Origin of the sequence: Paraburkholderia sp. CHISQ3 (genome assembly GCF_030464945.1) — a bacterium.
GTDB classification, from domain to species: domain Bacteria; phylum Pseudomonadota; class Gammaproteobacteria; order Burkholderiales; family Burkholderiaceae; genus Paraburkholderia; species Paraburkholderia megapolitana.
Genome location: NZ_JALPRG010000013.1, coordinates 168,126 through 182,890 on the forward strand (window position 1 = coordinate 168,126; position 14,765 = coordinate 182,890).

Consider the following 14,765-nt stretch of genomic DNA (forward strand, 5'->3'; position numbering starts at 1 on the left):
TTAGAGCATCTCGACAACACGATGTCTGCACCGGAAATGCGGGACAACGCGTCGGGTTCGTTGGTCTTTTCGGAAATTAATCGCGTGAATAGAGGAACAGGGTTTTCCATTAAATATCGATCAAGCATGCTAGCTATGCGGCATATGACGGTTTATTGAATTGCGCTCAGATCGCCATATGGTTTTCAGTAAAACCCGTTAATAAATCGGGCGACAGTTCGCGCGTCGCTCGCGCAAATGTCGCCATCGCTTATACAGCCGCCTCGCGGGTGTGATAGTCGCCGGCGTGCAACTCTGTTGCGTCAGGAGAGTACGGGTCCAGAAGCGACACGATGACCTTGCGCTCGCCTTCGAACGGATTGCGCCCGTGCGCGACTCTCATGTTGTCGACGAGCAGAACGTCGCCCTGTTGCCACGCAAACGCGATCGTGCTTTCCCGATAGGCATTGCGAATCCGCTCGAGGTCGGCGGGATCGAACGCACTGCCGTCGCCATAGAACGCGTTTCTCGGCAGTCGATCTTCGCCGAAAAAACTGACCATCGAACTGGCGAGCGCGGCTTCGAGGTTCGATATATGGAACAGATGCGCCTGGTTGAAGAAGACCTTGTCGTGCGTGCGCGGATGGTAGGCCACGCCCTGGTTGATCTGCGAGGTACGCAACGTGTCGTCGTCGAGCCATTCGTGCTCGATGCCGTTGTCTTCGCAGAAGGCCGCAACCTGGCTGCGGTCGCTGGTCTGAAACACGGTTTGCCATGGGATGTCGATGTGCGGCCGGTAGTGCCTCACATAGCGAACCTTCTTCGTTTCGAAGTTCTCGATGATGCGCGCTCCGATCCTGCGCGTGACTTCGCGCATGTCGGCGATCGGCGTTTCGCCTCCGGTCCTCGCAGCAGTGAGGCAGCAGAACGCGACGCGCAGCGGCCAGTTGCGTTGATACGAGTTCTCGCAATGCAGCGAGATGGTCTCGTTCGGCGGATATTCAGTGGCGGTGAAGACGCCGTTGCCGATCGATGTGCGCGGCGTGGAGCGATAGACGTAATCGGATTTCTGGGCCGACACGGCGTTCGCAAACAGTTCGAATCGATCCACCGACGCAACGTCGAAGCCGCGCAGCAGCACTGCGCCATGTTCCAGCACGAGGGCATCGAGCTCCGCCCGGTTGTGATTCACCACCTGCACGATATCGCGCTCGTTCGAGGTTGGTTCGAGCAACCACGGCGAATATCCGTCGGCAAGCAGCTTGCGTTGCGCTATGTCCTGCATGATAGCTATTCCTTTTCCGAAGGTGGGCGCCGCGGCAAATTCGATTCGATCCGATCCGATCGTGATCGACGCCTGTGCCCGTGGCGCGTTTATGCGCGGCAGGCCGTTTCCACTGCTTGTTCAAAGCGGTTGAGAATCTCGTTGATATCGGCTTCCGACACGATCAACGGCGGCAGGAAGCGGAGTACCGCGCCATTGCGGCCACCGGTTTCGATGATCAGTCCGTTGTTCAGGCAGTTCAGCTTGATCGCCCTGGCGAGCGCGCCGTCGGTCGGGCCGGTCTGGCCTTGCGCGCCGGGGATGACGACTTCGACGCCGATCATCAAGCCGCGGCCGCGGATCTGGCCAAGACACCGGAAACGCTCGGCGATACGCTCGAGACCCGCAACCAGCAATTTGCCGACGCGGTCCGCGTGCCCCGACAGATCGTCGCGATCGATGATGCGCATCGTAGACAGGCCCGCCACCATCGCAATCTGATTGCCGCGAAACGTGCCCGCGTGCGAGCCGGGCGGCCAGGTATCGAGGCGCTCGTCATAGACGACGACCGATAACGGATAGCCGCCGCCGAACGCCTTCGACAACACGAGTACGTCTGGGCGGATGCCCGAGTGTTCGATGGCAAAGAGGGCGCCGGTTCGGCCCAGACCCGTTTGAACTTCATCGACGATCAGCGGGATTTCGTGGCGCAGCGTCAGCTCGCGCAATTCGACGAGCCACGCGTTCGACGCGGGAATGCAGCCGCCTTCGCCTTGCACGACTTCCACGATGATCGCCGCCGGCTTCGTGATCCCGCTCTCTGGATCGGACAGGACGGTGCGGATGTAGTTGATGCTCAGTTGATCGGTCGTCGAACCGTCGGTGCCGAAGGGACAGCGAAACGCGTAGGGGTAGGGCAGGAAGTGAACGCCGTGGCCGCTGCCTCCCGCCGCCTTCGGCCCAAGATTCCCCGACGCGGCGAGCGCACCGGCTGTCATGCCGTGATACGCGCCATGGAACGCCATGATCGTCGAGCGGCCCGTGTAGTGTTTGCTCAACTTGATCGCGGCTTCGATGCCATCCGATCCACTCGGGCTGCAAAACTGGATCTTGCCGGTCTCGGCAACCTTCTTCGGCAGGAGCGAGAAAAGCTGTTCGACAAACGCATACTTCGCTGGCGTCGCCAGATCCAGAGCCTGCTGCATCTGATCGGAAGACAGAAACTGCATCACAGCTTCGTTGACTTCCGCGTGGTTATGCCCGAGCGCGAGCGTGCCGGCGTTGGACAGACAGTCGATGTATTCCTGGCCTTCGGAGTCGCGTACGCGGATTCCTTTGGCGTGGGTAAACAGGCGGGGGAACGATGTCGCGTAGGTCCGGGCCTTCGACTCGACATTCTTCAGGTACTTGAGTTTTTCCATCTGCAGTCATCCGGCTTGCAAAGCGGATTGTTGGACACTGGTGCGCGAGGGTCGCTTCGTGCTAGCCAATGCGGTGACAGTACGGGCGGATTGGAACACGCACGCCAGGTCGCGTCTGCAACGGGAAAATGGGACAAAGACGGGGCATGTCGCTTTGTTATGCGCGGCGCTTGCCTGCGGCGCTTTACACGCGAAATCTGCTGGTCATGCCCGAACAGCAACGCATTTCCATCTTGATTTAACGAAAATCTGCAACAAAGGCTTCCACAAACCTTTCAATTGAAATTGATTCGCATTTATACTTGCGCCTACTCATCTGGAATATCTGGTAACAATTTCCGATAGCGGCGCACCTTGGTCCTGGCGGGGTACGTCGCGCGAACCGCGCCGCCGGACAGGACGAAGGACATCTGGAATCATGATTTTTGCCGAACGCCGCAGCGTCGATGCGCTCAGCTCGTTGACCCGTTTTGCGGCAGTTGCCGCGCTTGCCTTTTTTGCGCAACCCGAACGCGCATCCGCCGAGGACGTTTCCACGTCGACCAAAGGCGCATCCGCAAGCCCAACCGCAAGCAGCAGCGAGCCGGTCATGCTCGATTCGATCGTCGTCTCGGGAGACTGGCTCGGAACCGGTCTGCACAACAGCGTGAAGTCCTTTGCCGGCGCACGTACGGTCGTCAACAAGGAGGCGATCAACCAGAGCGGTGCGACGAGTATCGGCGATGTGCTGCGACGTATTCCCGGCGTGCAAGCCACCGATAATTCCGGCACGGCAGGCAGCGCCGTCTCGCTGAACGTCGGTGTGCGCGGCTTGAGCGGGCGCTACACGCCGCGCTCGACGGTGCTGCTCGACGGCATTCCGCTCGCGGTCGCGCCGTATGGTCAACCGCAGTTGTCGTTTGCGCCGGTGAGCCTCGGCAATATCGAATCGATCGATGTGGTGCGCAGCGGCGGAGCGGTGCGCTACGGTCCGCAAAACGTCGGCGGCGTGATCAACTTCAGGACCCGCGAAATTCCCAGCAAACCCGGCCTGACCGCCGATGCATCGGTGCGCGAAAACATCTACACGAGCGGTGGCGGCAGCAACACGGTGTACAGCACGTTCCTCGGCACGCAGCTCGACAGCGGTCTCGGTCTCGCGTTGCTGTACTCGGGTATGACCGGGCGCGACTGGCGCGCGGGCAGCGATGAACGCGTCAACGATCTCGCGCTCAAGTTTCGCTACGAGCTCTCACCGACCTCCGAGTTCTACGGAAAATTTTCGTACTACGACGTGAAGTCGCGCACACCAGGCGGCCTCACCGTCGCGCAATACAATGCCGACCCGTTCCAGAACACGCGTCCAACCGACTACTGGAACGGCGAGCGCAAGGCGGTCGATCTCGGCTACGTGAATACGTTGTCGGCCAATCAGGAATTCGAGGTGCGCGCGTACTACAACGAAAGCTACCGTAGCAGCACGCTGATCGATACGACGGGCCGGCTTCTGCAAAATCAACCGCGCAACTACAACACGCTCGGTATCGAACCGCGCTTCACGCAGCGCTTCTCGCTCGGTCCGACAAAAAACGACATAACGCTCGGCTATCGCTACATCCGCGAGCGCGGCGACGACAACATCAACAACCTGATTCGTGCAACCGGCGTGACTGTCCCGGTCAGTCGGTTCGACAACGCCACGGACGCGCACGCGTTCTACATCGACGATCGCATCGCTTATGGGCGTTGGCGTCTTACGCCGGGTGTGCGCTTCGAGCACATCGAATCGACGCGCCGTAACGACGCGCTGAACCAGACCTACGAGACGAACAACAACAAGCCGTTGCCATCGGTGAACCTGTCGTACCTGTGGAATTCGTCGCTGACGCTGTTCACCGACTACAGCACGTCGTTCGGTCCGGTGCAGAACATACAGTTGAACTCGCAATCGGCCACCAACCCGCTGCGTCCCGAACTGGCGAAGACCTATGAAGTCGGCGCGCGCTGGACGAGCAAACGGATCCATGCAGAACTGAGCGCTTTCAACATGCGCTTCGATAACCAGATCATCCAGGTCCCGGGTATCGTGCCGGTCACGTTCCAGAACATCGGCGCGACGCGCCACCAAGGTGTGGAAACCGCGATCGACTACGCGTTCGCCGAAGACAGCGTATTGCGCGGTCTCGACCTGTACGCGAATTTCACCTATACGAAGGCGATCCAGGAGTCGGGTGCGACGTCAGGTCTCGATGTGCCGTTCTACTCGCGTTTCACCGATACGCTGGGCGTGCGCTATGCGACGCACGGATGGACCTTCAACGTATCGAGCACACATCAGAGTGCGCAGTATTCCGATACGGCCAACACCGTTGCGGAAACGCCCGATGCACGCATCGGCCGGATTCCGGGTTTCAGAGTGTGGGACGTGCAGGCCGATTGGAAGATTCCTGGCTGGAAGGGCAGCAGCCTGACGCTCGGCATCAACAACATCGCCGACAAGCGCTATTACACGCGCAATGTCGACGGCAACGCAGGGCGCATGGTCGGCGCGCCGCGTATGGTCTACGCGCAGGGGCATTTCGTTTATTGATGCCGGTTGCGGGGCGTGGCGAGGCTGAAAGCCTGCCTCGCCCGATCCGTAGATTGTAGTTTTGTGACGGTTTCGGCTAGAATCGCGGTTTGCTGCGGGTTTTGTCATGCCCGCGGGGCCAAATCCGGGGATCGCGTGGAAATGCACCGGTTCCGCTTTGGCACATGGGTTCGAGGAGTGGTAGTTCAGTTGGTTAGAATACCGGCCTGTCACGCCGGGGGTCGCGGGTTCGAGTCCCGTCCACTCCGCCAGCACACTGTTGAAAGGCGAACTCCGGTTCGCCTTTTTTATTGCCCGCTGTTGTAATATCGGGCGTTCTGTTTTTGGCACCTGCACGCATGCTCGATTTTTTCCGCAATCACCAACGCCTGATGATGTTCATGCTCATCCTGGTCATTCTGCCGGGACTGGGCTTCGTGGGCATTCAGGGCTTCCGCGGCTTCTTTGACGAGAGCGCGAACGTCGCGAGCGTCAACGGGCACAAGATTCCCCGCGCCGACTACGACAACGCGATGCGTCAGCAGCTCGATCAGGCACGTCAGGCACTCGGTGCGCAGTTCGACCCGAAAGTGCTCGATACGCCGGAGCGTCGTCGCGATGTGCTCGACGGGCTGATCCAGCAGCGCGTGCTGGCCGACGAAACACAACGTTCGCATCTGACCGCTTCCGACGACGCCGTGCGGCGCGTCCTGCTGAACGATCCGATCATCTCGTCGCTGAAAAATCCCGACGGTTCGATCGACGTCAATCGTTATAAACAATTACTGGCGATGCAGGGCATGACGCCCGAGCAGTACGACGAGCGCGTGCGTTACAGCCTCGCTTCGCAACAACTGCCGTCGAGCATCGTGTCGAGCGCGTTCACGTCGAAGACGCTCGTGCAGCATCTGACCTCGCTGGCCGACCAGCAGCGTGAAGTGCAGGGCCTCGCATTCCACGCGCAAGACTACGCCGCGAAGGTGCAGCCTACCGATGCGCAGTTGCAGGCGTACTACGATGCGCACCGCAACGACTTCGCTACGCCGGCTACTGCGACGATCCAGTACCTGGTGCTCTCGCCGGCATCGCTCGCTAACGCCGCGCAACCGAGCGATGCGGATCTGAAGAAGTATTACGACGACAACGTCGCGCACTATCGCACCGAAGGCGAAGTGCGCGCGAGCCACATCCTGATCTCGGCGCCGAAAGACGCCAGCGCTGCCGACAAGGCGAAAGCGAAAGAGAAGGCGGAGGCCGTGCTCGCGCAGGTCAAGGCTCACCCCGACCAGTTCGCGCAGATCGCCCAGCAGAATTCGCAGGACCCGGGCTCGGCATCGAAGGGCGGCGATCTCGGCTACTTCACGCGCGGCATGATCGCCGGCGGCCAGGCATTCGACGACGCGGTGTTCAAGCTGAAGAAGGACGAGGTCAGCGACATCGTGCAAACCGACTTCGGTTATCACATCGTCAAGGTGACCGACGTGAAGCCGGCGGTCACGAAGTCGTTCGACGAAGTGAAAGACTCGATCGTGAAGGACGTGAAGGCGCAACAGGCAGCGAAGACGTTTGCCGACGACGCGGAAGGCTTCACGTCGACCGTCTACGAACAGGCGAAGAGCCTGCAACCGGCCGCCGACAAGTACAAGCTGCAGGTGCAGACCGCGACGGTTACGCCGCAGCCGAACCCGGCGCTGCCGCCCGATAATCCGCTGAACAACGCGAAGTTCCTCGCTGCGGTATTTGCAAACGACGCGACGACGGCACGCAACAACACGCAGGCTATCGATACCGGCAACAGCACGTTGATCGCCGCGCATGTCACGGACTACAAGGCCGCTGCGGTACCGGCGCTTGCTGCGATCAAGGATGCCGTGAGCAAGAAGGTTATCGCCTTGCAGTCGGCGGACCTGGCTCGCAAGGACGGGGCGGCGAAGCTCGCCGAACTGGAGAAGTCGAAGTCGACGGCCGGGTTCTCGTCGGCGCTCAAGGTTTCGCGCAACGACGCACAAGGCGTTCCGCCCGCCGCACTGAGCGCGATCTACAAGGTCGATGCGCAGAAGCTGCCGGCTTATGTCGGTGTCGATCTCGGCGACGCTGGCTATGCGATCTATCGTGTGAATGCGGTGTTGCCGGGCACGCCTGTCGACGGTCCGCGTCTCGCCGCCGCCCAGCAGCAGATCGGGCAGGTCGATGCGCAGTCGGAAGTGGAAGCGTATATCGAAGCGGTCAAGGCGCGCTCGAAGGTGAAGACGTACGGCAACCTCGACAGTTCGCAGGCCGACAGCGAGTAACGCGTTTTGCTGAGACACGAAAAAAGCCCCGCTTTCGCGGGGCTTTTTTTTGCCGGCTGGCCGTTGCTAACAGATAACTGCAAGATGACCGCGCTGCAGCGACACCGTGTCGAATTTACATAGACACGACCTCACGTTACCCGTTGCATTCATCAGACGACGTTGTTACAGGCACGCGCTGATGCTGCCCGCGGCGTCGCTGCTGGCGCCGCTGCCGGCCCGGAAACCGACCCACGAGCCCTGGCCCGTGCGCCCCGGACGCACGACAGCGGCTGCGCCATTCGGCGGTTGTTGTCCCGGAACGTACACGTCGACGGCCTGATCGTTGGCGAGTTCGTTTTGCGACACGACCTGCTGTTGCGTCGAATCGGCCCATTTCTTCGCGATGCATTGAGCGACCGCGCCCGGGGGCTGCTGGCTTTGTCCGACGGATTGCACATTCGCCTCCGGCTGCGCGGCGCACGCGGAAACGGCAACGGTCAACGCGATAAGTGATAAATATTTCACGCTATCTCCTTCCAAGATCGCTCAAGAATGAGCCGGATTTTCAAGGTCACGCGATAGTGTCGGAATAACCGATATCGGTGGTGTTCCCCGTCTTTCGCAACAGGACGCGGGCGCGCTTGTCAGCGCGACGCACCTGTGCGAAGCAGCGGCTTGAGGGCTGGCCACACGTTGTTCAGTAGCACGGGCTGTGCCTGAACGGTGGGATGCATCTGGTCGGCCTGGAACATGTCCGGCTTGCTTTCGATGCCGGCAAGGAGAAACGGCACCAGCGGAGCGTGCATCTGCTTCGCGAGGTCGTCGTAGATAGCGTGGAACTTTTGGGTGTAGTCGGGGCCGTAGTTGGGCGGTACGTACATGCCGACCAGTACGACCTTCGCGTGGCCCTGCTGCGCGAGCTGGACGATCGAGCGCAGGTTGTTTTCGGTGGTGGCGAGCGGGATGCCGCGCAGTGCGTCGTTCGCGCCGAGTTCGACGATGACGATGGACGGTTTGAGTCGCTGCATCAACGCGGGCATGCGCGCGAGTCCGCCTGCGGTGGTGTCGCCGCTGATGCTTGCATTGGCAACGCTATAATCGATGCGCTCATCGGCAAGACGTCGGCGCAGTAGTGCGACCCAGCCGCTGTCGCGCGGCAGACCGTATTCGGCGGAGATGCTGTCGCCGAGTACGACGATGGCTGGTGCTGCCGCAGTTGCCGCTGCTGCTGCTGTATCGGCGGCATACGCCGCAGGCGTGAGCGCAATCACCGTAACACCCGCAGCGACGGTTCCCACTGCTACGCCCAGTGCAACGAAGCACGCTCTCAACCTACGCTTCACCATGCAAAAGAAAACTGATCCAGTCATTGAAGTACGGGGCTTGTGCAAGAGGGTTCAGGATGCAACGGGCGAACTGACGATCCTCGATGATATCGATCTTTCGATCGAATCCGGCAGCAGTGTGGCGATCGTCGGTGCGTCCGGCTCGGGCAAGTCTACGTTGCTGGGGCTGCTAGCGGGATTGGACAGCGCAAGTTCCGGGTCGGTTCGGTTGCTGGGCCAGGAGTTGACCGGGCTCGGCGAGGACGAACGAGCCGCGCTGCGCAATGGTTCGGTCGGCTTTGTCTTCCAGTCGTTTCAACTGATGCCACATCTTACGGCGCTCGAAAACGTCACGCTGCCGCTCGAATTGCAGGGCGGGATGACGTCGCGCGATACCGCATCGCGCGCCAGAGCGCTGCTCGAGCAGGTCGGGCTCGGCAAGCGGACCGGGCACTATCCGAAGCTGCTGTCGGGCGGCGAACAGCAGCGTGTGGCGCTTGCGCGCGCGTTCGTCACGCATCCGGCCATCCTGTTTGCCGACGAGCCGACCGGCAGCCTCGATGCGGCAACCGGGCATGCGGTGATCGACCTGATGTTCGAGATGAATCGCGCGAATGGTGCAACGCTCGTGCTCGTCACGCACGACGTCGAACTGGCGCGGCGTTGCGATAGCACGGTGACGATCGAGGCGGGGCGTCTCGCCTGAGTTTCGTTTGAATCTCGGCTGAATAGCGGCGCGTTCGCCGCGCATCGCTTACGTTCAAAAAAACGGCCCGCGCATTGGCGGACCGTATTCCAGCAGGTAAAGCGAAGCGACTCAGTAGCCGCTTGTCTTTGCCATCATCCTTACTTCGGCGACTTCAACGCGACGCGTGCCCGTGCGATCAGCGCAGAGGTCGACGAGTCGTGCTTGCCCACCTCGGCAGCCGGCGCGACCAGATCGGCATCGACGACCTTGCCGAGGATCTTGCCCAGCTCGACACCCCATTGATCGAACGGATTGATGTTCCATACCGACGCCTGCACGAGCACCTTGTGTTCGTACAGCGCGATCAGCGCACCGAGCGAACGCGCAGTGAGCGCCTCGACGAGGATAGTCGTCGTCGGCCGGTTGCCCGGGAACACCAGGTGAGGCACGAGTTCCGGCTTGTCAGGACCGGCGACCTTGGTTGCTTCTTCGACGGTACGGCCGAGCATCAGTGCTTCGCTTTGCGCGAAACAGTTTGCCAGCAGCTTCGAATGATGGCCAGGCAGCGGGTGTTCCGACGTGAGCAACGCGATGAAATCGATCGGCACGATCGTCGGGCCCTGGTGCAGCATCTGGAAGAACGCATGCTGGCCGTTGGTACCCGGTTCGCCCCAGGTGACAGCCGCGGTCGGGTAGTCGACCGTCACACCGTCGAGCCGCGCCGACTTGCCATTGCTTTCCATCTCGAGCTGCTGCAGATACGACGGCAGGAAATGCAGCGCCTCCGAATACGGTGCGACGAGATAGCTTTGCGAGCCGAAGAAGTTGCGATACCAGATGCCGATCATGCCGAGCAGCACCGGCAGGTTGTGCTCGAGCGGCGCTTCGCGGAAATGCCGGTCCATGTCGTTGGCGCCGAGCAGCAGTTCGTCGAACTGCTGCGGTCCGATCGCGATCATGATCGACAACCCAACTGACGACCACAGCGAGTAACGCCCGCCAACCCAGTCCCACATCTCGAACACGTTTTCCTTCGCGATACCGAACTTGACGACTTCGGTCGGGTTCGCCGACACACCGACGAAGTGTTTCGCGAGTTCGCCTTCGGGGCAGCCGCCCTGCACGAGCCAGTCGCGCATCGAGCGCGCATTGGTCATCGTTTCGAGCGTCGTGAAGGTCTTCGATACGATGATCGCGAGCGTTTCTTCCGGATCGAGATGCTGCAGCACGCGATACAGATCGGCGCCGTCGACGTTCGACACAAAGTGCGTCGAAATATCGGGTGTCGACAGATGCTGTAACGCATGCGCGACCATCTTCGGCCCAAGATCCGAGCCGCCGATGCCGATGTTCACCACGTGACGAATGCGCTTGCCGGTGTAGCCGGTCCACGCGCCGCTGCGCAACTGGTCGGCGAACGCCGCCATCTTCGCGCGCTCGGCCTTGATTTCGGCGTGAAAGGGCGCTTGCGGATCGGTCGCGCGCAGCGCGGTATGCAGCGCCGCGCGGCCTTCGGTCGGATTGACGATCTCGCCTGCAAACATCGCGTCGCGGCGTTTCTCGACGCCGGCTTCACGTGCGAGTTGCACGAGCAGTTTTAGCGTTTCGGCAGTGATGCGGTTCTTCGAAAAGTCGACGGCAAGACCGCCGCCCGCGAACGTAAAGCGTTCGGCGCGGGTCGGCGCAGGATCGTTCTCGGGAGCGAACCAGTCGCGCAGGCGTTGATTGCGGATCTGTTCGTAATGGGTTTGCAGCGAGGACCAGGCGGGGAGCGAGTTCGGCATCGTAACTGTCCGTCTAACGAAGAGGCAGGATGAAAGGCGGCGGGGTGAACGCACCGCCCAAGGTGCGGCGCCGGTGTGCCGCTAGCCGACGCGGCGCGCTTCGGGCAATCCGGCCGGCGCAGTTGTTCAGTATAGCGGCGTTGAGTGACAGCGGGCAGACGGAACGTCGCGGTTCACATAGTGCGATCAATCGCGTGGCGGATAGAACAGGCGGTTCAGCAGCGTGCGTACCATCGGCGCCAGTTCGCCGGCGGTTAGACCGGCGGGGCCGTCGCCACGGGCAGTCAGTGTATCGGCGGCGAGGCCGTGCAGGTAGACGCCCGCGAGCGCCGCTTCGTAACGCGGCAGGCGCTGCGCGAGCAGCGCGCCGATCAGGCCGCCGAGTACGTCGCCGGTGCCGCCGGTGGCGAGCGCCGCGTTGCCGGTCGGGTTGATCGCGATGCGGCCGTCGGGAGCTGCGATCACCGTGCCGGTTCCTTTCAGCACGATAACGCTCGCGAACCGCGTGGCGAGTTCGCGCGCTGCGGCGAGCCGGTCGTGCTGCACATGGCGTGTATCGCTCGCGAGCAGTCGTGCGGCTTCGAGCGGGTGCGGCGTGAGCACGCAAGGATCGCCGCGGGCGCCGCATGCTGCGACCTCGGCGGCCAGCGATGCATCACTCGCGAGCAGGTTCAGCGCGTCGGCATCGAGCAGCTTCGGCACGTCGAGACGCAGTACGTTATGCAGCACGTGTGCGGCAGGTTCGCGTGTGCCCATGCCGCAGCCTACCGCCAGTGCGTCCATTTCATCGAGCGGCAGGTTGTCGAGCGCGTGCAGCATCAATTCGGGGTGAGGCGGGTCGTAGGCCGGTGCGCCGGTCCCGAGGAATGCCACATGCACTTTGCCCGCGCCGGCATGGAGCGCGGCCCGCGCGGCGAGTATCGGCGCACCGCACATTCCCGTATCGCCGCCGACCACCGCGAGACTGCCGAACGTGCCTTTATGCGTGGAGAAATCGCGTGGCGGTAGATGCGCGGCGAAGAGGGCGGGCGCGTTCAGCGTCGGGGTTGTGTTGCCACCGTGCGCGGCTGCGTCGATTCCGATTTGCGCAACGCTGACCGCGCCCGCCAGATCGCGGCCCGAAGCCATGAAGAGCCCGGGCTTCGCGCCGATAAAGGTGACCGTGTGGGTCGCGCGCACCGCGGTGCTGCCGTCGATCGGATTGCCGGTGTCGCTGTCGAGTCCGCTCGGTACATCGAGTGCGAGCACGCGTCCGGTGCTGCGCGCGCGTTCGGACAGACGTTCGGCAAGTCCGGCGAACACACCGTCGAGCGGACGCGTGAGCCCAATCCCGAACATCCCGTCGACGAGCCAGCCATAGCGCGCGAAGGTTGCCGGCGGTGCCGCCGCGATCGGCACGCCTGCGGCGCGTGCGTTGTCGAGTGCCCAGCGGGTGTCGTCGGGTTTGACTTCGACCGGCATGCACACCTCGACGGCAATGCCCGCCTTGCGCAAGTGCGTCGCGACCACGAGTGCGTCGCCGCCGTTGTTGCCCGGGCCGGCCACGATCCACACGGGGTACGCGGCATCGACGGAACCTTTGCGGCCGATCTGCTCGAGCAGGAAGCGGGCGGCGGCTGCGCCGGCGCGTGCCATCAGCGTGTGAGGCGGCAACTGGGCTGCCGCTGCGCGTTCCAGCGTGCGCAGGTCGGCGAGGCTCAGCAGCGGCACGGGCTGGTCGACGGTAGGTAGCAGCGCGGAGAAATCGGACGACGCGTCGGTCATGGTGTGAGCGGAAGCCGGGGAAGGTCGGTGAATCCGCTCATGGTAGTGCGAATGGGCTTGGGTTGCCGCTACGTCGCGATGGTGGTGTGGCGGTGCGGGCGTCCTCCCGGATTCGACAGGCTCAGCAGCCCAGGCCGCTCACGGGCTCCGACAATCCAGACCGCATCACCCGATTCAGCGCCCAAAGCGCTCCGCACCCAAAGCCGCGACCGTATCGGGCGGCAGATCCGGCACCGTTCCCGACACGAGGTCCGCGACGAGCCGCGCGGACCCGCACGCGAGCCCCCAGCCAGCCGGGCCATGCCCGAGGTTCACAAAAAGCCGCGGATGCAACGCGTTGCCGACCACCGGCAAGCCGTCCGGCGACAGCAGCTTCACGCCTTCCCACGGCATCGCGGCGGAAATCTTGGCCGCGCCCGGAATCCAGTCGTGAGTGGCCTGCCCAAGCAGCGCGAGTGCTTCTTTCGTCAGCGGCTCACCGAGTGGCTTGTCGGTCTGGCCAATAGCTTGCAGAACCGCACCGCCGGCAATGCGCAGCCGGTGATTGTTCCGCGTGACCGTAATGCGCTTCACGGCATCGATCACCGTGATGTGCGGCGCGCATTCCTCATGTGCGATCGGTGCGACCAGCGTATGGAGCCGCAGCGGATGCAGCGGCAGACGCAGTCCAAGCCGTTCGAGCAACGGCAGACTGCCGACCCCCGCGGCCACCACGACCGCATCGGCGCTGATCACGTCGACTTCGCGCGAGCGCAGCGGTTCGCCGACGCGCGGCACGAGTTCGACGGCAGCCCGCTCGCCGTCGACCCGGATCGCCGCAACCTCGCGGCCGAGCTGGAACTGGACACCGCCCTGGGCATCGAGCGTCTGCTTGATGAGCTTTGCGAACAACGGGCAATTTGCCGTGCGCTCGGTCTCGAACAGCACGCCACCGGCAAAAGCGGGCTCGGTCGGTACCGAGTGTTCGAGCGCCGCGCATTCGCCGGCGCTCAACACGTGATGCGGCACTTCGAAGCGGCGCAGCAGATCGAGCGCGGACTGCGCGCGCTCCCATTCCTGCGCTGTGCGGACGAGATAAAGCTGACCGGTCGATTGCTCGAATTCGAGCCCGAAGCGCGCTTCCATGTCGGCCATCGCATCGCGGGCCGACTCGACGAGCGGCCGCAGCCGCGAATATTGCCGGGCGAAAGCGTCAGGCTCTTGCAGCGTGTTCAACTGACGGATGAAGTCGCGTGCCGCGCCGTTGAAGCCGGTCTTGCGGATCACGCCGTTCTTCGCGTCCTGGCGATGCGCCATGAAGGTGGGGCCGAACCAGACGTCGAGCGGCGTCGGCAGCACGGTGCCGCCGTGTCCGTAGGTCGCGCCCTGGGCGACGGTCGCGTGGCGTTCGACCACGCACACCCGATGCCCGGCTGCGCGCAGTTGATAGGCGGTGGCGACGCCGACGATCCCGCCGCCAATGACGATGACATCCATGTGTGTGCAATTGACCGGCACGACGCGAGACGTCCGGCGCTCCCCGTATTGCGTGACAGGCCGGGCATGCGGCAAGCCGTTGCGCCGGGCTGGTGAAAGGCCGAATGATAGCAGTCAAACGCGGGGGCGTTCGACGATTGGGGCGCCAAAATACGCTAAGCTGGCGCAGGACCCGCTGCCAGTCGGATTGCCGTACGCTCTTGCGTCGGCCGAAGGCGCCCGGCCCACTTCAAACGAACTTCT

10 protein-coding genes and 1 tRNA gene are annotated in these 14,765 nt (G+C 62.7%); 4 read left to right on the forward strand and 7 right to left on the reverse strand.

The genetic code is table 11. The annotated features are described in order from the left end of the window. Positions 1–250: 250 nt before the first annotated feature. Together M0D65_RS27440 and M0D65_RS27445 are read right to left on the reverse strand one after the other, a co-directional pair. Positions 251–1,264: a TauD/TfdA family dioxygenase gene (locus tag M0D65_RS27440; RefSeq protein ID WP_266255378.1), complete on the reverse strand. Its 1,014-nt coding sequence runs from the start codon at positions 1,262–1,264 to the stop codon at positions 251–253. Between the two features lie 89 nt (positions 1,265–1,353). After that, the gene (locus M0D65_RS27445; protein ID WP_266255379.1) at positions 1,354–2,664 is read right to left on the reverse strand and encodes a diaminobutyrate--2-oxoglutarate transaminase family protein; all 1,311 of its coding nucleotides are present in this window, start codon (positions 2,662–2,664) and stop codon (positions 1,354–1,356) included. Positions 2,665–3,082: 418 nt separating this feature from the next. On the opposite strand from M0D65_RS27445, the gene M0D65_RS27450 reads away from it, so the two are divergent. The 3 genes from M0D65_RS27450 to M0D65_RS27460 all read left to right on the forward strand — a co-directional run bounded on the left by M0D65_RS27450 (position 3,083) and on the right by M0D65_RS27460 (position 7,503). Continuing rightward, a complete protein-coding gene (locus M0D65_RS27450; protein ID WP_266255380.1) occupies positions 3,083–5,233 on the forward strand; it encodes a TonB-dependent siderophore receptor in 2,151 nt (716 codons plus the stop codon). Between the two features lie 174 nt (positions 5,234–5,407). Continuing rightward, positions 5,408–5,484, forward strand: a tRNA-Asp gene (locus M0D65_RS27455). Positions 5,485–5,571: 87 nt separating this feature from the next. After that, a complete protein-coding gene (locus M0D65_RS27460) occupies positions 5,572–7,503 on the forward strand; it encodes a SurA N-terminal domain-containing protein (protein ID WP_266255381.1) in 1,932 nt (643 codons plus the stop codon). 165 nt (positions 7,504–7,668) lie between these two features. On the opposite strand, the gene M0D65_RS27465 is transcribed toward M0D65_RS27460, so the two are convergent. Beyond that, on the reverse strand, positions 7,669–8,010 hold the full coding sequence (locus M0D65_RS27465; RefSeq protein WP_266255382.1) for a hypothetical protein: 342 nt from the start codon (positions 8,008–8,010) through the stop codon (positions 7,669–7,671). Positions 8,011–8,129: 119 nt separating this feature from the next. Next, a complete protein-coding gene (locus M0D65_RS27470; RefSeq protein WP_266255383.1) occupies positions 8,130–8,783 on the reverse strand; it encodes an arylesterase in 654 nt (217 codons plus the stop codon). A gap of 46 nt (positions 8,784–8,829) precedes the next feature. Between M0D65_RS27470 and M0D65_RS27475 the strand changes: the two genes are divergently transcribed. Continuing rightward, the gene (locus M0D65_RS27475) at positions 8,830–9,516 is read left to right on the forward strand and encodes an ABC transporter ATP-binding protein (protein WP_091016627.1); all 687 of its coding nucleotides are present in this window, start codon (positions 8,830–8,832) and stop codon (positions 9,514–9,516) included. Between the two features lie 140 nt (positions 9,517–9,656). Here the strand turns inward: M0D65_RS27475 and pgi are convergent, their stop codons facing one another. The 3 genes from pgi to M0D65_RS27490 form a co-directional block, all read right to left on the reverse strand. Beyond that, complete coding sequence (gene pgi, locus M0D65_RS27480) at positions 9,657–11,282, reverse strand: glucose-6-phosphate isomerase (protein WP_266255384.1); 1,626 nt, start codon at positions 11,280–11,282, stop codon at positions 9,657–9,659. Between the two features lie 186 nt (positions 11,283–11,468). Beyond that, positions 11,469–13,046, reverse strand: coding sequence for an NAD(P)H-hydrate dehydratase (locus M0D65_RS27485; protein WP_266255385.1), 1,578 nt, complete (start codon positions 13,044–13,046; stop codon positions 11,469–11,471). 174 nt (positions 13,047–13,220) lie between these two features. Continuing rightward, positions 13,221–14,522, reverse strand: coding sequence for an FAD-dependent oxidoreductase (locus tag M0D65_RS27490; protein WP_266255386.1), 1,302 nt, complete (start codon positions 14,520–14,522; stop codon positions 13,221–13,223). Positions 14,523–14,765 lie beyond the last annotated feature (243 nt).

What these genes read in the sequence shown, in the direction of transcription:
- M0D65_RS27475 (WP_091016627.1), top strand. Translation starts at nt 8,830, where the DNA reads ATGCAAAAGAAAACTGATCCAGTCATTGAAGTACGGGGCTTGTGCAAG.
- pgi (WP_266255384.1), bottom strand. Translation starts at nt 11,282, where the DNA reads ATGCCGAACTCGCTCCCCGCCTGGTCCTCGCTGCAAACCCATTACGAA.
- M0D65_RS27440 (WP_266255378.1), bottom strand. Translation starts at nt 1,264, where the DNA reads ATGCAGGACATAGCGCAACGCAAGCTGCTTGCCGACGGATATTCGCCG.
- M0D65_RS27460 (WP_266255381.1), top strand. Translation starts at nt 5,572, where the DNA reads ATGCTCGATTTTTTCCGCAATCACCAACGCCTGATGATGTTCATGCTC.
- M0D65_RS27490 (WP_266255386.1), bottom strand. Translation starts at nt 14,522, where the DNA reads ATGGATGTCATCGTCATTGGCGGCGGGATCGTCGGCGTCGCCACCGCC.
- M0D65_RS27450 (WP_266255380.1), top strand. Translation starts at nt 3,083, where the DNA reads ATGATTTTTGCCGAACGCCGCAGCGTCGATGCGCTCAGCTCGTTGACC.
- M0D65_RS27485 (WP_266255385.1), bottom strand. Translation starts at nt 13,046, where the DNA reads ATGACCGACGCGTCGTCCGATTTCTCCGCGCTGCTACCTACCGTCGAC.
- M0D65_RS27445 (WP_266255379.1), bottom strand. Translation starts at nt 2,664, where the DNA reads ATGGAAAAACTCAAGTACCTGAAGAATGTCGAGTCGAAGGCCCGGACC.